21 protein-coding genes are annotated in these 19,132 nt (G+C 63.0%); 13 read left to right on the top strand and 8 right to left on the bottom strand.

Annotated features, from left to right (window positions below; genetic code table 11):
• The first annotated feature begins 175 nt into the window (after positions 1-175).
• From ABR948_RS08360 to ABR948_RS08340, 5 genes are all read left to right on the top strand, one after another.
• A complete protein-coding gene (locus ABR948_RS08360; protein WP_428115721.1) occupies positions 176-1,648 on the top strand; it encodes a putative sulfate exporter family transporter in 1,473 nt (490 codons plus the stop codon).
• Positions 1,649-1,675: 27 nt separating this feature from the next.
• Entirely contained in the window at positions 1,676-1,831 is a 156-nt protein-coding gene (locus ABR948_RS08355) for a hypothetical protein (protein WP_428115719.1), read from the top strand.
• 134 nt (positions 1,832-1,965) lie between these two features.
• The gene (locus ABR948_RS08350) at positions 1,966-3,075 is read left to right on the top strand and encodes a methionine ABC transporter ATP-binding protein (protein ID WP_428115716.1); all 1,110 of its coding nucleotides are present in this window, start codon (positions 1,966-1,968) and stop codon (positions 3,073-3,075) included.
• Positions 3,065-3,730, top strand: a complete 666-nt coding sequence (locus ABR948_RS08345) for a methionine ABC transporter permease (protein ID WP_428115713.1) — start codon at positions 3,065-3,067, stop codon at positions 3,728-3,730. Before ABR948_RS08350 ends, ABR948_RS08345 begins: the two co-directional genes overlap by 11 nt.
• Positions 3,731-3,760: 30 nt before the next feature.
• Positions 3,761-4,555, top strand: coding sequence for a MetQ/NlpA family ABC transporter substrate-binding protein (locus tag ABR948_RS08340; RefSeq protein WP_428115709.1), 795 nt, complete (start codon positions 3,761-3,763; stop codon positions 4,553-4,555).
• A 32-nt stretch (positions 4,556-4,587) separates the two neighbouring features.
• Here the strand turns inward: ABR948_RS08340 and ABR948_RS08335 are convergent, their stop codons facing one another.
• Together ABR948_RS08335 and ABR948_RS08330 are read right to left on the bottom strand one after the other, a co-directional pair.
• On the bottom strand, positions 4,588-5,370 hold the full coding sequence (locus tag ABR948_RS08335; protein ID WP_428115707.1) for an alpha/beta fold hydrolase: 783 nt from the start codon (positions 5,368-5,370) through the stop codon (positions 4,588-4,590).
• Between the two features lie 3 nt (positions 5,371-5,373).
• Entirely contained in the window at positions 5,374-6,669 is a 1,296-nt protein-coding gene (locus tag ABR948_RS08330) for an O-acetylhomoserine aminocarboxypropyltransferase (RefSeq protein WP_428115705.1), read from the bottom strand.
• Positions 6,670-7,194: 525 nt separating this feature from the next.
• Between ABR948_RS08330 and ABR948_RS08325 the strand changes: the two genes are divergently transcribed.
• The 8 genes from ABR948_RS08325 to ABR948_RS08290 all read left to right on the top strand — a co-directional run bounded on the left by ABR948_RS08325 (position 7,195) and on the right by ABR948_RS08290 (position 13,334).
• Positions 7,195-8,145: a sulfonate ABC transporter substrate-binding protein gene (locus ABR948_RS08325; RefSeq protein ID WP_428115703.1), complete on the top strand. Its 951-nt coding sequence runs from the start codon at positions 7,195-7,197 to the stop codon at positions 8,143-8,145.
• Positions 8,146-8,177: 32 nt separating this feature from the next.
• On the top strand, positions 8,178-9,128 hold the full coding sequence (locus ABR948_RS08320; RefSeq protein ID WP_428115701.1) for a sulfonate ABC transporter substrate-binding protein: 951 nt from the start codon (positions 8,178-8,180) through the stop codon (positions 9,126-9,128).
• Complete coding sequence (gene ssuD, locus ABR948_RS08315) at positions 9,125-10,297, top strand: FMNH2-dependent alkanesulfonate monooxygenase (RefSeq protein ID WP_428115699.1); 1,173 nt, start codon at positions 9,125-9,127, stop codon at positions 10,295-10,297. Before ABR948_RS08320 ends, ssuD begins: the two co-directional genes overlap by 4 nt.
• A complete protein-coding gene (gene ssuC / locus ABR948_RS08310) occupies positions 10,294-11,100 on the top strand; it encodes an aliphatic sulfonate ABC transporter permease SsuC (RefSeq protein ID WP_428115697.1) in 807 nt (268 codons plus the stop codon). The genes ssuD and ssuC overlap by 4 nt, the downstream gene beginning before the upstream one ends.
• Positions 11,101-11,108: 8 nt before the next feature.
• Positions 11,109-11,954 carry an ATP-binding cassette domain-containing protein gene (locus tag ABR948_RS08305; RefSeq protein WP_428115694.1) on the top strand — a complete coding sequence of 282 codons (846 nt, stop codon included), beginning with the start codon at positions 11,109-11,111 and terminating at the stop codon, positions 11,952-11,954.
• A 7-nt stretch (positions 11,955-11,961) separates the two neighbouring features.
• Entirely contained in the window at positions 11,962-12,546 is a 585-nt protein-coding gene (locus ABR948_RS08300) for a flavin reductase family protein (RefSeq protein ID WP_428115691.1), read from the top strand.
• A 237-nt stretch (positions 12,547-12,783) separates the two neighbouring features.
• The gene (locus ABR948_RS08295; RefSeq protein WP_428115688.1) at positions 12,784-13,179 is read left to right on the top strand and encodes a DUF4345 domain-containing protein; all 396 of its coding nucleotides are present in this window, start codon (positions 12,784-12,786) and stop codon (positions 13,177-13,179) included.
• A complete protein-coding gene (locus ABR948_RS08290; RefSeq protein ID WP_428115686.1) occupies positions 13,179-13,334 on the top strand; it encodes a hypothetical protein in 156 nt (51 codons plus the stop codon). Before ABR948_RS08295 ends, ABR948_RS08290 begins: the two co-directional genes overlap by 1 nt.
• A gap of 171 nt (positions 13,335-13,505) precedes the next feature.
• Here the strand turns inward: ABR948_RS08290 and flbD are convergent, their stop codons facing one another.
• The 6 genes from flbD to sciP form a co-directional block, all read right to left on the bottom strand.
• Positions 13,506-14,885, bottom strand: a complete 1,380-nt coding sequence (flbD, locus tag ABR948_RS08285; protein WP_428115683.1) for a sigma-54-dependent transcriptional regulator FlbD — start codon at positions 14,883-14,885, stop codon at positions 13,506-13,508.
• Positions 14,886-14,941: 56 nt separating this feature from the next.
• Positions 14,942-15,292: a flagellar motor switch protein FliN gene (gene fliN, locus ABR948_RS08280; protein ID WP_428115680.1), complete on the bottom strand. Its 351-nt coding sequence runs from the start codon at positions 15,290-15,292 to the stop codon at positions 14,942-14,944.
• 35 nt (positions 15,293-15,327) lie between these two features.
• Positions 15,328-15,948, bottom strand: a complete 621-nt coding sequence (locus ABR948_RS08275) for a FliH/SctL family protein (protein WP_428115677.1) — start codon at positions 15,946-15,948, stop codon at positions 15,328-15,330.
• Positions 15,948-17,039, bottom strand: a complete 1,092-nt coding sequence (fliG, locus tag ABR948_RS08270) for a flagellar motor switch protein FliG (RefSeq protein WP_428115674.1) — start codon at positions 17,037-17,039, stop codon at positions 15,948-15,950. Before fliG ends, ABR948_RS08275 begins: the two co-directional genes overlap by 1 nt.
• 6 nt (positions 17,040-17,045) lie before the next feature.
• The gene (fliF, locus tag ABR948_RS08265) at positions 17,046-18,665 is read right to left on the bottom strand and encodes a flagellar basal-body MS-ring/collar protein FliF (RefSeq protein WP_428115672.1); all 1,620 of its coding nucleotides are present in this window, start codon (positions 18,663-18,665) and stop codon (positions 17,046-17,048) included.
• A 173-nt stretch (positions 18,666-18,838) separates the two neighbouring features.
• Complete coding sequence (sciP, locus tag ABR948_RS08260) at positions 18,839-19,114, bottom strand: CtrA inhibitor SciP (protein ID WP_002714638.1); 276 nt, start codon at positions 19,112-19,114, stop codon at positions 18,839-18,841.
• Positions 19,115-19,132 lie beyond the last annotated feature (18 nt).

The raw sequence follows: 19,132 nt of genomic DNA, 5'->3' as shown, positions 1-19,132 counted from the left end.
AAGAGCGTTGTTTCAAAGCGGCCAACAAAAGAATTCTGTGAGATTGCCGTTGTTCTTGTTTCAGCGCCATATTGCCCGGAATCAATGCGGGTTTCGTCGCCTGGAAGTCGTGGGCCGGAACCCGGCTGGCAGCTCTGTTTAATCAGCCCTGCTAATCAGCTTTTGGGGAAATCGAATGTCGGATATCGCGGTCAAGGTCTCGGCGCCCATTGCGCTGCGGGCGCGATTGAATGAGGACTGGCTCGCGGTCGTCATCGGCCTTTTGGTGTTCGGGTCGGCCCTCATCAGCATCAGCGGAACCGACCTGCTGGGCTGGGCGGTGACCACGTCGGTCTATACCGATCTGGCGCAGGCGCTGAACCCATTTGCCAAGGCCTATGGCTGGCTCGGCGGCGGCGGCGCGTTGCTGGCGACCTACGCCGCGCTGCTCGTGGTGCTGAGCATTGGCGTGGTCACGCTCGGCGCGGATGTCAGGAAGTTCGCCCTCGCATTCACGGTTGTGTTCGCCATCGCCTATGCGAGCTGGATTCTCGGCAGCTATGCCTATGTCGCCGCGGTGACGCCGGCCGAGCAGCAGAAATTCGGTCTCGCCTGGTCGCTCAAGCTGACCAATGAGGGCGGCTTTATCGTCGCGCTGCTGTCGGGACTGGTCATTGCCAATTTCTTTCCGCGGCTCGCGGACTGGCTGAAGGAGGCGATCCGGCCCGAACTCTACATCAAGATCGCGATCGTCATTCTCGGCGCCACCGTCGCGGTCACCGCGGCAGGCCGCCTGAATCTCGCTTCCTCGCTGCTGTTGCGCGGGGCCGCGGCGATCGTCGAGGCCTATCTGATTTACTGGGCCGTGATTTATTACATCGCGCGCAAATGGTTCGGCTTCAGCCGCGAATGGTCGGTGCCGCTGGCATCCGGCATTTCGATTTGCGGCGTGGCGGCGGCGATCGCAACCGGCGGCGCGATCCGGGCGCGGCCCGCGGTGCCGATCCTGGTGTCATCCCTGGTGGTCGTGTTCGCGGTCGTTGAAGTTCTCATCCTGCCGTTCCTGGCGCAGACCTTCCTGTGGCAGGAGCCGCTGGTGGCCGGTGCCTGGATCGGTCTCGCGATCAAGACCGACGGCGCGGCTGTTGCCGGCGGCGGCATCACCGAATCGCTGATCATGGCGAAAGCGGCGGCCGAAGGCATCAAGTACCAGCCGGGCTGGATTCTCGCGACCACGACGACGGTGAAGATCTTCATCGATATCTTCATCGGCATCTGGGCGTTCATTCTTGGCTATATCTGGACCAACCATATCGACAAGGGACCGGACAAGGCCAAGCCGGCGGAAATCTGGCAACGCTTCCCGAAATTCATTCTCGGTTTCATCTTCGTGTTTGCGGTGTCGCTGTGGCTCGCGGTCGGCTCGACGCCGGATATTGCGAAAGCGCTTCCTGCCGCGGCCGGCGAGGCCAATGTGTTCCGGGTGATCTTCTTTGTCCTGACCTTCTTCTCGATTGGCGTGCTGTCGGATTTCCGCAAACTCTGGCAGCAGGGTTTCGGCAAGCTCGCGGCGGTTTATTTCGTCAGCCTGTTCGGATTTGTGATCTGGGTCGGGTTATTGATCTCATGGCTGTTCTTCAGCGGCTTCAAGCCGCCGCTGGTCAGCTAGTTTACCGGCTCGTTCAAAGGACAATCCATGTCGTCACCTGATCTCAAGAACGAAATCAATGCCGCGGAAGTCGAGCCGCTGCTGCCGATCGAGAAGAAGCTGATCGGCTGGAGCCTTGGGCTCGGGCTGGCGTTGCTGGCCATCCTGATCACCGTCAATCACTTCGTTCCGATCCAATTGTAACGGAAAATCCGGATCCAGAGATGGCGCGGCTGCGGTAGTGCCACCCCAGCCTGGCTGGCTTGGTGGATTCCCGTTCATTTATTCGCCGGCCGGGCTTAAGCTTGATCTTCCCATTCGCGTAGAATTGGCCTTTGATGAACTCCCCATTCCCGATCCTGTCCGGAGCGCCCGTGCCGCCGCCGAGCGACGTGCAAACTCGCCCCATTATTGCATTCGCCAATGTCAGCAAGGTTTACCCCGCGCGCAATGAATCGGCGCGCGTCGTGGCGCTTGACGCCATTGATCTTGAGGTGCCGGAGGGCGCCATTGTCGGGGTGATCGGCAAGAGCGGCGCGGGCAAATCGACGCTGATTCGCCTGATCAACGGTCTGGAGCGCCCGAGCAGCGGCCACGTGCTGGTCAACGGAACCGACGTGACGGCGCTGGACGAACGCGGCTTGCGCCAGGCCCGTCGTTCCATCGGCATGATCTTCCAGCATTTCAATCTGCTGTCGTCGCGAACCGCCTTCGAGAATATCGCGCTGCCGCTGGAAATCGCCGGTTTCCCCACCGGCGAGATCGCCGGCATCGTCGAGCCGCTGCTGGCGATGGTGGGGCTGTCCGACAAGCGCGACCGCTATCCCGCGGAATTGTCCGGCGGACAAAAGCAGCGGGTCGGCATCGCCCGCGCGCTCGCGACCAAACCGAAGGTCCTGCTGTCGGACGAGGCGACCTCCGCGCTCGATCCGGAAACCACCGACCAGATTCTGTCGCTGCTGAAGACGATCAATGCCGAACTGAAGCTGACCATCGTTTTCATCACCCACGAAATGTCTGTTGTAAAGCAACTCGCGGACCGGGTCGCGGTGCTCGAAAGCGGGCGCATCGTCGAACAGGGTACGACCTTCGAGATTTTCGCCAATCCCCGCCACGAGACGACGCGGCGATTTGTCGGCTCGGTCGCCGGCGGCCATGTACCGGAGTGGCTGCTGGCGAAACTAAGATCAGAACGCCTTGCCGGCGACAGCGCGGTATTGCACGTTACGTTTGTCGGCAGAGGAGCGGACCAGCCGGTGTTGTCGCGGCTGGCGCGAGATCTTGGGGTCGATGTCAACATCCTGCATGGGCAGGTGGAGACGATCGCGGGTCATCCCTTCGGATCGCTGTTCATTTCGGTGTCGGCCGAACCGGAGATCTTGCGCGGGATCATCGCGGAATTGCGCGCGGGCCAGAACAGCGTGGAGCATCTTGGTTATGTCGCCTGAGATCCTCCGGCTCATTGCCTGGTCGACGCTGGATACCCTTGTGATGGTGGGACTGTCCGGCCTGTTCGGAACACTGTTGGGCCTCCCGCTCGGCATCTTTCTGGCGACCAGCCGGGCCAATGAACTGTTTCCGGCGCCGGCGGCCAATCGCATCCTTGGCCTGATCGTGAACGCGACGCGTTCGACACCCTTTATCATTCTGGTCGTCGCGATCGTGCCGCTGACCCGCCTGATCGCGGGCACCTCGATCGGCACCCGCGCCGCGATAGTGCCTCTGACGATTGCCGCGATTCCTTTCATCGCCCGCGTCATCGAGGGCGCGATACGCGAAGTCGATCAGGGCCTGGTGGAGGCCGCGCGCGCGTTCGGCGCCAGTCCGCTGCAGATCGTACAGAAGGTCCTGCTGCCGGAGGCGATGCCGGCTGTGACGCTGGCGTTGACGCTGACCGTCGTCAGCCTGCTCGGCTATTCGGCCATGGTCGGGGCGGTCGGCGGCGGCGGGTTGGGCGATCTCGGCATTCGCTACGGTTACCAGCGCTTCATGCCCGAAGTGATGGCGACCGTCGTGCTGGTGCTGATTGCGCTGGTGCAGGGCGTCCAAACCCTGGGCGAAGCGATTGCGCGCCGGCTCGACAAGCGTAGCCGGAATTCATGAGTCATACTTAGTTATAGAAACGGAAACATCATGTCGCTACGTCATCTCGTGATCTCAGCAACCGTCTCGGTCGCTGTTTTGGCCATCGTTGCAAGTGCGGCCCGCGCCGAAACCATTAAAGTCGGCGTCACCCCCGGTCCGCACGCCCAGATCCTTGAGGCCGTCAAGCCGATCGCCGCCAAGAACGGTCTCGACATTCAGATCGTCGAGTTCACCGATTATGTGGTTCCGAACGCCGCGCTCGATGCCGGCGATCTGCAGGCGAATTCGTTTCAAAATCAGCCCTATCTCGACAACCAGAACGCCGACCGCGGCTACAAGATCGAGTCGGTCGGCCTCACCGTCAATTTTCCGATGGGCGTCTATTCGGCAAAATACAAAAACTGGGACGCGGTGCCGCAGGGCGCCACGCTGTCGATTCCCAACGATCCGACCAATGGCGGTCGCGTTCTGCTGTTGCTGCAGGACAAGGGTGTCCTGAAACTCAAGCCGGGCGTCGGATTCAAGCCGACCGTCGCCGACATCATCGAAAATCCAAAGAAGTTCAACATCGTGGAGGTCGACGCGGCGCAGACGGCGCGGACTCTCGACGACGTCGACGTCGCCGCCATCAATACCAATTATGCGACCCAGGCCGGTCTTGATCCGGTCAAGGATGCGATCCTGCGCGAAGATCCCAAGGGACCTTACGCGAACCTGATCGCGGTGCGTTCCGCCGACAAGGACAAGCCCTGGGTCAGGATTCTGGTTGAAAGCTATCACACGGCGGAGGTCCGCGACTTCGTGCTCACGAAGTTCAAGGGCGCCGTGCTGCCGACCTGGTAGGTCGCGCGGGCGTTGCGACGAGACGTAAGCGATCAGCCCTGCAGCGCCGCAAGCAACTCGTCGGGCCGCTCCACCATCATCATATGGCCGGCGCCCCGCAGCACCACGGTGCGTGAATTCGGCAGGGCGGCGGCCAGCGCCTTGCCTGCCTTGGCCGGGGTCATCATGTCGCGTTCGCCGAGAACCAACGTGGTCGGAATCGTGATCTGCGCGGCGGCGGTCAGCGCATTTTGATAGGCGTTGCACGCTGAGAGATCGTTGAACAGCACGCCAGGGCGGCACTGTTCGAGCACCCGCTGGGCGCCAGAGTGCATCCACAGGCCGGGCGCGAGGCTTCCGCCGAGTTCCGCCTGAAAGCCAAGGCCCCAGATCGAGACCATATCGACGGCTGCATGATCGTTGACCTCCGCGGCCTTGAGCAGATCGGGGCCGACGGTCATGGTGGCCGCCGTTCCAATCAGGCTGAGCGCCGAGACCTTTGCCGGATGCCGTGCGGCGGTCTCGAGCGCAATCAGCGATCCCATGGAGTGCCCCACCAGCCGTGCCTTTGTGGCACCGGCGGCATCGAGCAGCGCCGCGGTCCAGTCGGCCATGTCGGCGATGGTAGGCAGCGGCGCGCCGGCCGATCGGCCGTGGCCGGGCAAATCCGGCGCGAGCACGCCGTAGCCGTGGTGCGCGAACCACCGGCTGTGCAGGGCCCAGGTGGTATGATCGAAGCCGGCGCCGTGCAGCAGCACGAGGGTCGGCTGCGACACGTCGAATGGGCGCCCGCCGGTGGCGGCGAAGATATCGGTTCCGTTCACGGACAACTGCATGGCTCAAGCCTTCTGCGAAATACGGAGCGCCTGAGCGAGGTCATCGACGATGTCGGCGGCGGATTCGATGCCGACCGAGAGCCGCACCAGTTCCTCGCCGATACCGGCGGCCTTGAGCTGGGCCGCATCCATCTGCTGATGCGTGGTGCTGGCGGGATGAATCACCAGTGTCTTGGCATCGCCGACATTGGCCAGATGGCTGATCATCCGCAACGACTCGATGAACTTCGTGCCGGCGGGCCGGCCGCCCTTGATCCCGAAGCTGATGATGGACCCCGCGCCGCGCGGCAGCAATCGTTTTGCCAGCGCGTGATCCGGGTGGCTCTCCAGCGAGGGATGCAGCACCCAGTCGACCGCCTTGTTGGCGGCGAGCGCCTCCAGCACCACATGGGTATTGGCGATGTGGCGGTCCATGCGGACGCCCAGCGTCTCGACACCCTGCAGCAACTGGAACGCATTGGTCGGCGACAGGCAGGCGCCGAAATCGCGCAGCCCCTCGGTGCGGGCCCGCATGATGAACGCGGCCTGGCCGAATTGCTCGTCGAAGACAATGCCGTGATATCCGGCATAGGGCTCGGTCAGGACCGGGAATTTGCCGGAGTCGCGCCAATCGAACCGGCCGCCGTCGACGATCACGCCGCCGATCGCGATGCCGTGGCCGCCGATCCATTTGGTGGCCGAGTTCATGACGATGTCGGCGCCAAGCTCGATGGGCCGGCTGAGATAAGGGGTTGCGAAGGTGTTGTCGATCAGGAGCGGGATTTTCGCGTCATGCGCGATCTGCGCGACGTTGGGAATATCCAGCACTTCAAGGCCGGGATTGCCGATGGTCTCGCCGATTACGAGGCGGGTATTCGGCCTGATCGCGGCACGAAATTCGTCCAGCGCGCGGGGTTTCACGAAAGTCGTGGTGATGCCGAAGCGCGGCAGCGTATGCGCGAGCAGATTGATGGTGCCGCCATAGAGCGACGCGGAGGCCACGATGTGGTCGCCGGAATTGAGCAGGGTCGCGATCGCCAGATGCAGCGCGGCCATGCCGCTCGCCGTGCAGATGGCGCCGACGCCGCCCTCCAGCGCGGCGAGCCGTTCTTCAAGCACTGAAGTGGTCGGGTTCGAAATCCGGGTATAAATATGCCCGGCGCGTTCCAGGTTGAACAACGCCGCGGCGTGCCCGGAATCCTGAAACACATAGGATGTCGTCTGATAGATCGGGACCGCGCGCGCGCCGGTGACGGGGTCCGGATGCTGGCCGGCATGCAGGCTCAGGGTTTCGAACGCAGGCGGCTTGGGTGCGGGCATGTCAAACTCGAAACGCTGCGGGTTTTAATGGGATATCGCGATCCGCGGTACGGTTTGCCACAAATAGCGTTCGATTGTTAGCCTTCGCGGCGCGGCTTTCCTGCCAGGGTGGGCTCCATCCGGCAGGCGCGCGCTATGGCCGTCCGGAGAATAATCGACCGCTATGGGCGGCTGTTCGACAACAGACTTTCCATGGATGTGCAGCAGACAGCAGGCGTTTTCTGTCGCTATCAATAGCCGTGACAGGCGACCCACTGAACGTCCACGGCCGTGTGCGCCGATCGCAACTTCTCTCAGGTCCGGTTCCGTTGCCTAACGGAGGATTAACGAATGTACACCGCGCGAGCGTCAAGAAAAATGAGCCGCGGCAGATCGTAATCGGGCAATAAACCCATTGTCCCGAACACATCGGGCAGTGGTGTCATTGCTTTTTTTGCAGGGCACTCGACACCTTTCGCAGGCAACACCATCATCGTTTCGTCGGATGATCGCGTGGAGTCGCGGCATTCCCGCCAGGAAATCGTGATGAAACGCCGGGAATTCCTAAAATTGTCGCTTGGCACGGTGGTCGTCGCGGCATTGTCGCGCGAGGCGCGTGCGCAGGCGGATATCAGGGAAATCCGCATCGGCTATCAGAAGAACGGTGTGCTGGTGATCGCGCGTCAACAGGCCGCGCTGGAGACGCATTTCGCGTCCCAGGGTATCGCGGTCAAATGGCGTGAGTTTTCCTCCGGACCGCCGATGCTGGAGGCGATGAATGCCGGCAGTGTGGATTATGGCGCGGTCGGTGACACGCCGCCGATCTTCGCCCAATCCGCTGGTGCCGCGGTCGTCTATGCCGCGGGCCAGCCGATTACCAACGGCCAGGGCATTCTGGTTCAGAACAATTCGCCGATCCGCAGCATCGCCGATTTGAAGGGCAGGCGCGTCGGCTTCACCAAGGGCTCCAGCGCTCACAATCTCGTGGTGCAAACCCTTGAAAAAGCCGATCTCACCTACGGTGATATCACGCCGGTCTATCTGACACCGCCGGATGCGGGCGCAGCCTTCGCCAATGGCAGCATCGATGCCTGGGCGGTCTGGGACCCCTATCTGGCGATCGGCGAAGCCAGGCAGAATGGCCGCATCCTCGTCACCGCGTCAGAAATCACCAGGACCAATTCGTTCTACATCGCCAACCGTGGCTTTGCGAAAAGCCAGGGACCGCTGCTGCAGCAAATCATCGATGTGACGTCCTCGACCGCCGCGTGGGCGCAGACACATCGTGACGGCGTGGCGAGGTCATTGAGCACCATTACCGGCATTCCCCTCGATATCCAGACCACCGCGGCCAATCGCTCGGCGTTCGCGGTCGGCCCCATCACCAATGACATCGTCGCGACCCAGCAGGGCGTTGCCGATCGCTTCTTCAAGCTCGGCCTGATTCCAAAGCCCGTGGCGGTCCGGGACGCGCTCTGGAAGCCGGTGCAGAGCTGAGCATGACGCATCCCATCGGAAAGGATTGAAACATGCGCTGGTTCGAACGGTGGATCGCGGTTGCGGTGCTGTCCATGAGCACGGTTTCGGCTGGGGTCGGCGCAAGCTACGGCCAGGACAAGGTCGTGCGCATCGGCTTCCAGAAATACGGCAAGCTGGTGCTGTTGAAGAGCAAGGGTACGCTTGAGGACAAGCTGAAGGCCAAGGGTTACAAGGTGGTGTGGACGGAATTTCCGTCGGGCCCGCCGTTGCTCGAAGCGCTCAATGTCGGGTCGATCGATTTCGGCAATACCGGCGAGGCGCCGCCGATCTTCGCGCAGGCCGCTGGCGCGCCGATTCAATATGTTGCCTATGAGCCGCCCGCGCCGAAGGGCGAGGCCATCCTCATTCCCAGGGACAGCAAGCTGACCTCGGTTGCCGACTTGAAAGGCAGGAAGGTGGCGCTGAACAAGGGCTCCAATGTTCATTATTTCCTGGTCAAGGCCCTGGCGCAGGCCGGCGTCAAATACTCCGAAATCGAACCGGTATTTCTGGCGCCGGCCGATGCCCGTGCGGCGTTCGAGCGCGGCGCGGTCGATGCCTGGGTGATCTGGGATCCGTTCCAGGCGGCGGCTGAAGCCGCCACCGGCGCGCGGACCCTGGCCGATGGCACCGGCGTCGTCTCGAATTATCAGTTCTATCTGTCGTCGAAGAGATTTTTGGAGAGCAATCCCGGCATTGTCGATCTGGTGCTGGCGCAGCTCAGCGAGGTCGATGACTGGGCGAGGGGCGATATTCACGCCGTCGCCGGACAGCTTGCGCCTGCGATCGGACTTCCGGTTCCGGTAGTTGAGATTGCCTTGAAACGGCAGGCCTATGGCATCAAGCCGGTCACCGAAGGGGTGATCGCGGATCAGCAGCGGGTCGCGGACACGTTCTTCGCGCTCGGCCTGCTGCCGCAACCGATCAAGATTTCCGACGCGGCACGGAGGCCCGGCACATGAGTATCAACCCGTCACCGAAGGCCAATATTCTCTGGTTCCTGCCGACCCATGGCGACGGCCGCTATCTCGGCACCACGACCGGCGGACGCGAAGTCAACTTCAATTACCTGCGCCAGGTCGCGCAGGCTGCCGATCAACTCGGTTATTTCGGCGTGCTGCTGCCGACCGGGCGTAGCTGCGAAGATTCCTGGGTGGTCGCTTCGGCGGTGGCGCCATGGACCGAGCGGCTGCGTTATCTCGTGGCGGTGCGGCCCGGCCTGCAATCGCCGAGCGTGGCGGCGCGGATGACCGCGACGCTCGACCGGGTGACGAATGGACGGCTGCTGATCAACGTCGTCACCGGCGGCGACCCCGTCGAGAACAAGGGCGACGGGGTGTTCCTCGATCACGACGAGCGCTATGCGCTCACCCGCGAATTTCTCAACGTCTATAGCGATCTGCTGGCGGGCAAGACCGTCAATGTCGAAGGCAAGCATATCCAGATCGAGGATGGGCGCTTGCTGTTTCTGCCGCTGCAGTCGCCGCGCCCGCCGCTTTATTTCGGCGGCTCGTCGGACGCCGGCATCGATGTCGCCGTCGATACCGTGGACAAATACCTGACATGGGGCGAACCGCCGGCGCAGGTCGCCGAGAAGATCAACCGCGTCAAGGCGGTCGCCGCCACACGTGGACGCCAGCTCTCCTTTGGCATCCGGCTGCACGTGATCGTTCGCGAAACCAATACCGAGGCCTGGAAGGCGGCGGACGAATTGATCCAGCACGTGACCGACGAAACCGTGGCGTCGGCGCAAAAGATATTTTCCCGCATGGACTCGGTCGGCCAGCAGCGCATGGGCCAACTGCATGGCGGACGCCGCGACAAGCTCGAGATCAGCCCGAACCTCTGGGCCGGGGTGGGTCTGGTGCGCGGTGGCGCCGGAACGGCGCTGGTCGGCGATCCGCAGACGGTCGCCGCGCGGATCCGGGAATATCAGGATGTCGGCATCGATACCTTCATCATGTCGGGCTATCCGCATCTCGAAGAGGCCTATCGCTTCGCAGAACTGGTTTTTCCGCTGCTGTCGCTGCAACAGCCGGACAATGTGGCGCCGCTGCGCGTCAATACCGGCCCGTTCGGCGAAACCATCGCCAACGAACATCGGCCACTGGTAAAGGCATCGCAATCATGAGCCTGATCGAAAACCTGCCGCGTATCCGCGGGCTTGGCTTGCCGCGTGCCGATGGCCTGGTGCAATGGATCGTGCCGCTGGCGATTCTCTTGGTCTGGCAGGCCGCCTGTGTGACCGGATTTGTGTCTTCGCGTGTGCTGCCGGCGCCGAGCGAGGTGGCATTGGCGGGATGGAAGCTGCTGTTGTCGGGCGAACTGGCGCGCAACATCTGGGTCAGCTTCTGGCGTGCCGGTGTCGGGTTTGTCATTGGCGGCGGCATCGGCTTTGCCTTTGGGCTGGCCAATGGCTTGTCGCAGCTCAGCAACCGGCTGACCGATACGACATTGCAGATGGTGCGCAATATTCCGCATCTCGCCCTGATCCCGCTCGTCATCCTGTGGTTCGGTATAGATGAATCGGCCAAGCTGTTTCTGGTCGCGCTCGGGGTGTTCTTTCCGATCTACCTCAACACGCTGCACGGTATTCGCACCGTCGATCCGCAGCTGATCGAGATGGGGCGTATCTACGGCATGACCGACGGCGAATTGTTCCGGCGTGTCATCTTTCCGGGCGCGCTGCCCTCTATTTTCGTCGGCGTGCGCTTTGCGCTCGGCATCATGTGGCTGACGCTGATCGTGGCCGAAACCATCGCGGCGTCGTCGGGCCTCGGCTACATGGCCATGCAGGCGCGCGAATTCATGCAGATCGATGTCGTGGTGCTCAGCATCCTGATCTACGCGTTGCTTGGAAAGCTGGCCGACAGCGCCTCACGCGCGCTCGAGCGGATGACACTGTCCTGGCATCCGGCGTTCCAGAAGCATTGAGAGCAAACATGCAACAAGCCCTGCGTTTTCTTAGCCCGGATGCCGAGCCCGTGGATCCCCCTGACATCATCGAACAGGCCCGGCTCGCACAGCGCGGTTCGGAAACCGTCTCGCGCGGATTGCCGCTGACCATTCGCGGCCTGCGCAAATCGTTCGGCGACAACCAGGTGCTGCGCGGTATCGACCTGCACATTCCGGCCGGGCAATTCGTGGCGATCGTCGGGCGCAGCGGCTGCGGCAAGAGCACGTTGCTGCGGCTGATCGCGGGTCTCGACACCATCGATGCCGGCACCGTCAGCTTTGGCGAGGAAACCCGCCCTGAGGATGTCCGGGTGATGTTCCAGGAGCCGCGGCTGTTGCCGTGGGCGAGGGTGCTGTCGAATGTCGAGGTCGGCCTTGGCCGAGACCGCGCATCTTCCGATGCACAGGGCCGCGCCAAGAAGGCGCTTGCCGAAGTCGGCCTTGAGGACAAAAGCGGTCAGTGGCCGGCGGTGCTCTCCGGCGGACAGAAACAGCGCGTCGCGCTGGCGCGTGCGCTGGTCAGCGATCCCCGCGTATTGGCGTTCGACGAACCGCTCGGCGCCCTCGATGCCCTGACGCGCATTTCCATGCAGCGGCTGCTGGAGCGGGTCTGGCGCGATCAGGCCTTCACCGCGATTTTGGTCACGCATGACGTCGCGGAAGCCGTCGCATTGGCCGACCGCGTGCTGGTCATCGAAGACGGCCAGATCGCGCACGACGTCCATGTCGAACTTCCACGTCCCCGCCGGCGCGGCTCGGCCGATCTCGCGGCGCTCGAGGGCGCGATCCTGCGCGATCTGCTCCAGTCCGGCGACGAACCATCAGACCTGTGAGGCTGCCATGAACTCCGCCATCCGCAACATCAGACTGGATCGCGACGTCGCCCCGGGCGATTTTCGCGACGCCATGCGCCATCTCGCGGGCGGCGTCAGCGTGATCACGGTCGGGCGCGGCAAGGATATCACGGGGATGACCGTCACCTCGGTATCCTCGCTGTCGGTCGATCCGCCGTCGCTGATCGTCAGCATCAACCGGGCATCGTCGTCCTGGCCGCTGCTTCAGCGCCTCGGCTTCTTCGGCGTGAACATCCTCACCGCCGATCAACTCGATGTCGCCGAGCGGTTTACCGGCAAGGGCGGCCTGAAGGGCGCGGAACGTTTCGCCGGCGCCGAATGGATACCCGGCGCGTCCGGCGTGCCGCTATTGACAGGCGCGCTGGCGGCGATCGATTGCGAGGTCGAGGATATTGTGGAGCGCCATTCCCATGCCATCGTGATCGGACGTGTGCTGGAGTTGCGGCTCTCGTCGCGGACCGCGGCGCTGGCCTATTGGCAGGGGCAATATGTTGCGATCGACCAGAACGAGGATGCGGTCAGGCTGGCCGAGGTCAGCGTTCCGGCCCCGCGTGCCCAGCGCAAGTTCTGACGGGGCGATCGCCAAGCACCTTCTCCTGACAAGCGCGTTTTCCCAACAAGCGTCATTCCTGAAGGTGGCCTTTTTTCCGTCTGCAGCCTACAAGCTCTCCTCATGTCCGGCCAGAGCCTTATCGGTTCTGATTGAATCAGAACCGGGCTCTAATCTTTTGTTTTGACGCGTTTCTTCACGCGAACCGGTATCCACTTCGCTTGAAAACGCTCTAAGGGAACCAGGGGAGGTCACGCGATGGAACGCAAACTTCTTCAAATCGCCTTCGCGCTGGCCGGCCTGGTCCTGGTGGTTTTCGGCCTCGCCGGCGTTTTGTTCGGTGCCGACTTCGCGGATCTGTCCGGCCATGTCGAGATGGACAGCTATTTCCGCTTTCTCAAGGGCATGCTGCTGGCGATCGGTCTGGTCTACTGGTCGTCGATTCCGGCTATCGAGCGGCATGGCGAGCGGATTTCGCTGGTGACGTTCATCCTGGTGCTCGGCGCCGTTCCGCGGCTGATCGCGGTGATCGGCCACGGCGTGCCGACCATCGGCATCCTGATCAGCCTGGCGGGGGAGTTGATATTCGCACCGCTGTTGTGGCTGTGGCATCGGCACGTCACTGGAGTGGCACAACGCGGTGCCCTGGCCTGATGAAACGCATCGCGATCTGGACATTTTACGGGATCGGCGCGCTCGCAATCGGCTATCTCGTGCTCTGCGCCTACGCCGCCTTCACCGGGCGCGAACTGCAGCCCGGCGATCCCATTCACATTTTCCGCAAACCCGACGCGCCGAGCTATTCGTAACTGCGCACAAAATTTGCAGCCGTCATTGCGAGCGTAAGCGAAGCAATCCATAGCCGCGACATGGAAGAAGATGGATTGCTTCGTCGCGGAGCCCGTCATCGGGCGCGCATTCGCGCGACCCGTTGGCTCCCTTGCGCAAACGCTATGCGTTTGTCGCAGGCAATGACAGCATCACGCGCTCGCGGTCATGCGGTGGAAGTCGCCGGAGCCGGCGGGGGTGATCGGCAATCCGCCATCGGCATATTCGTTCAGCTTGTTGCGCAGCGTGCGGATCGAGATGCCGAGAATATTCGCGGCATGGGTGCGATTGCCGAGACAGTGCTTGAGTGTCTCCAGGATGAGATCGCGCTCGACATCCGCCACCGTGCGTCCGACCAAGGCGCGGGTCACCTGTTCGGCGGCGAAGGTGGCATGCGCCACCGCCGGCACGGTCTTGGTGAGGTCGAGCCGATCGCCGTCCGGCGTCAAAATGGCCTCGACGCCGATCTCGTCGCCCTGCGCCATCAGCACCGAGCGATGCATGGTGTTTTCCAGTTCGCGGACATTGCCCTGCCAGCGGTTGGAGGTCAGCACCCGCCGCGCCTCGGCGGAAATCGGACGCAACGGCACGCCATTGGCGTCGGCATATTTCTTGGCGAAATGCTGGGCCAGCTCGAGAATGTCGGCCGGGCGCTCGCGCAGCGGCGGTATCTTCAGGTTCACGACGTTGAGCCGGAACAGCAGGTCCTCGCGGAAGCTGCCTTCACGCACCGCGTCGGCCAGGTTGCGGTTTGAGGTCGCGATGATGCGGATGTCGACCGGTACCGGCCGGGTGCCGCCGACGCGGTCGATCACGCGCTCCTGGATCGCCCGCAGCAATTTGGATTGCAGCCGCACGTCCATTTCGGAAATCTCGTCCAGCAGCAGCGTGCCGCCGGTGGCTTCCTCGAATTTTCCCACCCGTCGCGCGATGGCGCCGGTGAACGCGCCCTTCTCGTGACCGAACAGTTCGGATTCGAGCAGATGTTCGGGAATGGCGGCGCAATTGATGCTGATGAACGGCTTCTTGGCGCGGTTGGAGCGGGTGTGGACATAACGCGCCAGCACCTCCTTGCCGGTGCCGGATTCGCCGGTGATCATGACGGAGGCGTCGGAACCGGCGATCTGCTGCGCCAGCTTGATCACCTTGGCCATGGCCTCGTCGCGGTAGACCAGGTCGCGTGAATCGTTGGCGACCGCGGCCAGCACCGCGGCGATCAGTTCCGGATCGGGCGGCAGCGGGATGTATTCCTTGGCGCCGGCGTGGATCGCGGCGACCGCGGCGCGGGCATCGTTGGAAATGCCGCAGGCGACGATCGGTACGTGAATGTGTTCGGCCTCGAGCCGCATCACCAGATCGCGGATGTCGAGCGCGACATCGACCAGCAACAGGTCGGCGCCCTTGCCGCCGCGCAACACCCGCATCGCCTGTTCGTGATCCTCCGCGTGGGTCACGGAAGCGCCGTTGTCCATGGCGATCTTGGTGGCTGTCGTAAGCTGGCCCTTCAGTGTGCCAACGATGAGAAGCCGCATGATAATCTCCTGTTCGTCTGTTCGCGCCCGTTCTGCGCGTATCGTTAAAAAGAGCCTTAGGTACGTTCGGCCTTGATGATTTCCGTCATGGTCACGCCGAGCTTGTCTTCCACCAGAACCACTTCGCCGCGCGCCACCAGCCGGTTGTTGACGTAGATGTCGATGGCCTCACCGACGCGGCGGTCGAGCTCGAGTACGGTGCCGGGTCCGAGCTTCAGCAACTCGCCGACATCCATCTTGGAGCGGCCGAGCACGGCCGAGACCTGCACCGGCACGTCGAACACCGCTTCCAGATCGGCGGCGATGCGCGAAGCCTGTTCGTCTTCGTGATAGGCAATGTCGTCGGTCGCCGGCGGTTGGGCGGCGTTGAGATCCGGGAGCGGAACCTGTGCGTCGGTGTCACTCATGGTTCAATCCTCTTGGCCATTTTCCGGGCCATGGTTCAAGCCTGATTGCGGGACGCAATGTAGCGTCCGACAAGTTCGTTGATCTTTGCTTCGATCGCCGCGCGCTCCAGCACGACGCCGCCATCCGCCCATTCGATCCTGCAGTCGCCGGTCGCGATTTCAGGCTCTGCCAGGATCACAAGACGGCCCTCGAAGCCGCTTTGCTTCGCCATCCGCTCGATGCGTTCGTGGGCGGCCTCGTACAGGGAATCGTTGATCCGGACCACGAGATGCGGCGTTGAAACCAGCTGCGCGAAGCAATCCTTCACCAGCTCCGTGATCTCGCCGAGCGGTTCGGCGGCAATCAGCGTGCTGCACAGCTTGCGCGCCACCGCGACGGCGACATCGACCGCCTCGGTCTCCATCCGGACTTCGATGCCCGAGAACCGGCTGGCGATGGCCTTGACCGCAATTCCGATTTCCTCGAGCGCCAGCGCGGAACGGCGGTCGCTTTCCGCCTTGGCCTCGCGCTGAGCGGCATCGAAGCCGTCGCGATAGGCGCGCGCCTCCGCGGCGGCGACCTTCTGGGCGATTTCCGCCGCCGTGGCGGGACGCTCACGCATCCGGTCGGGTGCGGAGAAATCCATGTCGAACAGGAATTTTGCGGGGGCGGCCATCAGTACACCAGCTCGTCGTCGGCACGGTTCTTGGTCAGCATGATTTCGCCCTTGGCCGCGAGGTCCTTGGCGAGATTGACCAGCAATGCCTGGGCCTCGTCGACGTCGCGCAACCGCACCGGTCCCATCGCGGCCATGTCGTCCAGCAGCATCTTGCCGGCGCGCGACGACATGTTGCCGAGGAAGAAGCCGCGAACGTCCTCATTGGCGCTCTTCAGCGCGATGCCGAGCTTGTCCTTGTCGACATTTCGCATCAGGGTCTGGGCCGATCCGGCATCCAGCTTGACGAGATCGTCGAAGGTGAACATCAGCGCCTTGATGCGTTCGGCGGATTCGCGGTTGTCCTCTTCCAGCGAGGTGATGAAGCGGGTTTCGGTCTGGCGATCGAAATTGTTGAAGATCTCGGCCATCACCTCGTGGGCGTCGCGGCGCCGGGTCTGTGACAGGTTCGACATGAATTCGGTGCGCAGCGTCGATTCGACGCGCTCGATCACTTCCTTCTGCACTGCTTCCATCTTGAGCATGCGGCCGACCACGTCGAGCGCCATGTCCTCGGGCAGGATCGCGAGCACCCGCGCGGCGTGCTCCGGCTTGAGTTTCGACAGCACCACCGCGATGGTTTGCGGATATTCATTCTTGAGATAGTTGGCCAGCACCTCTTCCTGAACGTTGGAGAGCTTTTCCCACATGTTGCGGCCCGCGGGCCCGCGGATTTCATCCATGATGCCGGTCACGCGCTCGGGCGGGAGGTATAGTTGCAGCAGGCGCTCGGTGCCGTCGAAGGTTCCCATCAACGCGCCGGACGCCGACATCCGCGACACGAATTCGAGCAGCAGGTCTTCCACCACGTCGGCCTCGACGGTGCCGAGCGTCGACATCACCATCGACAGCTCGCGCACTTCATCGTCGTCGAGCAGCGACCAGACCTTGCCGCCATATTGTTCTCCCAGCGCCAGCATCAGGACCGCAGCGCGTTTCGGACCACTCAGCGGCTCACCTTTCGGACGCTCGCCCTGACGGCCCGCCAGCGTGGCGATGACGCTGGTGATATCGTTGGCGTTGGTGGCGTTGGTGGTTTGCGGGAGGGCCATGTCAGATCACGCCGGCTCACTGAGCCATTGACGAACAATGGCAGCGGTTTCGTTGGGATTGCGTTCCGCCAGTTCGCCGACGCGATGCACCGACTGCGCGTGAACCTGACCCTGGATCTGGGCGACGTCGATCATGTTTTGGGCGGTGGGACCCCCGGGCACCAGGCCCTGGCCGCCGGCGCCCCCGGGTGCGCCGTCGATCAACGCCGGCAGCGATCCCTCGCCGGCGGGCGTCGGGATCACCTCGGACGCCAGAATGCGCTTGACCAGCGGCCGGATCACCATGAACAGCACCACAAGGCCGAGCAGCATCATGACGCCGAGTTCGATGACGTACATCACGTCGTCCTTGGTGAACTGCAGCATGCCGAGCAGTCCCGTCGGCTCCGGGATCGGGGTAACCGCCGGCGCTTCGGCGAATTTGAGGTTGACGACCTCGACCTGATCGCCGCGCTTCTGGTCGAAGCCGATCGCCGAGCGCACCAGCGTCGCGATGCGATCCAGCTGTTCCTTGCCGCGCTCCTGATAGACCATCTCGCCTTTTTCGTTCTTGGTGTAGCTGCCGTCGACCAGCACCGCGACCGAGATTCGGTTGACCCTTCCGACCTCGGTGACTTCGGTCTTGGTGGTGCGGGAAATCTCGTAGTTGTTGGTTTCCTCGGTTTTCTTGCTCTGGTCGCGCGCGACCGGCGCGGCGCCCGGAGCCCCATTGCCGGGCAGTTCGTTGTTGACGGTGACCTGGCCGCTGTTCTCGGCGGTGGCGCTGGATTCTTCCCGGGTCTGGCTCGAACGCAGTACCCGGCCCTCCGGATCGAAGCGGTCCGAGGTCTGGGTGATCTTGTTGTAGTCGAAGTCCGCCGAGAGCTGGACGCGGGCGCGGCCGGCACCGACCACCGACGAGACGATCGCCTCGACCTCATTGCGCATCCGCTTCTCGAAACCGGCGCGGCGATCGTCCCCGGCGCTGTTGTCGTTGTCGCCGCCGGCGCCGTCGGCCAGCAGCTGACCGGATTCGTCGACGATCGAGACCCGCTGCGGCTTCAGGCCGTTGACGGCGGAGGCGACCAAATGGCGGATGGCCTTGATCTGCTGCGGTTCGAGCGCGCCGTGTACCCGCACGACAATCGAGGCCGACGGTTCGGGCGCTTCGCGCGAAAACAGCGGCCGTTCCGGCAGCACCAGATGGACCCGCGCCGCCTGGACCCGGTCGATGGCGCGGATGGTGCGGGCCAATTCGCCCTCAAGCGCGCGCAGGTGATTGATATTCTGAACGAAGCTGGTGGTACCGAGCGCGTCGGATTTGTCGAAAATCTCGTAACCGACGCCGCCGCCCTTGGGCAGGCCACCCTCGGCAAGCTTCATGCGCAACCGCGTGACCTTGTCCTTCGGCACCATGATGACGGCGCCCTCGTTGCGCAGTTCGAAGGGAATGGCCTGGCGTTCCAGGTCCTTGATGATGGCCGAGGAATCCTCGATGCTGAGGTCGGTAAAGAGGGTGGTCATCTGCGGCGTGGTGACGCGCATGATGACGAACGCGAAGAAACCGAGCAGCGCGGTTGTCACCGCGACCATCGCCATCAACCGCGAAGCACCCAGACCCCTCAGGAAGCCCACAAGACTCTGCAAACCAACCGCCCCTCAGATTCGGCTCCAAGCGCCGACTGGGCAATTATTGCCTATGGGATGGTTTCGATATGGTTAACGAAGGTTAAGGGCGGGCAAGAAAGTTCCAAATGGAAAAAATCGGCTTCGCAAGGCGAAGCCGATTTTCCTCAAATGCCGTTGCTCGGGGAGAGCGTTTATTGACGATATTGCTGGATGCGGGTGGTACGCAGCCCCGCCAGACCATGCTGATCGATCGAGAATTGCCAGGAAAGGAATTCGTCGACGGTCAGCGTGTAGCGGCTGCAGGCCTCCTCAAGGGAGAGCAGGCCGCCGCGAACCGCGGCAACGACTTCGGCCTTACGGCGGATAACCCACCGTTTGGTCCCGGGCGCGGGCAAATCCGCAATTGTTAACGGACTGCCGTCAGGCCCGATGACGTATTTTACCCTCGGGCGATGGGGTTCTGTCATGGCGTACTCACAAACTCT

It is taken from the genome of Bradyrhizobium sp., assembly GCF_050014615.1.
GTDB lineage: Bacteria > Pseudomonadota > Alphaproteobacteria > Rhizobiales > Xanthobacteraceae > Bradyrhizobium.
The sequence above is the reverse complement of the archived record's forward strand: the minus strand, read 5'-3'. Positions and strand labels throughout refer to the sequence as shown.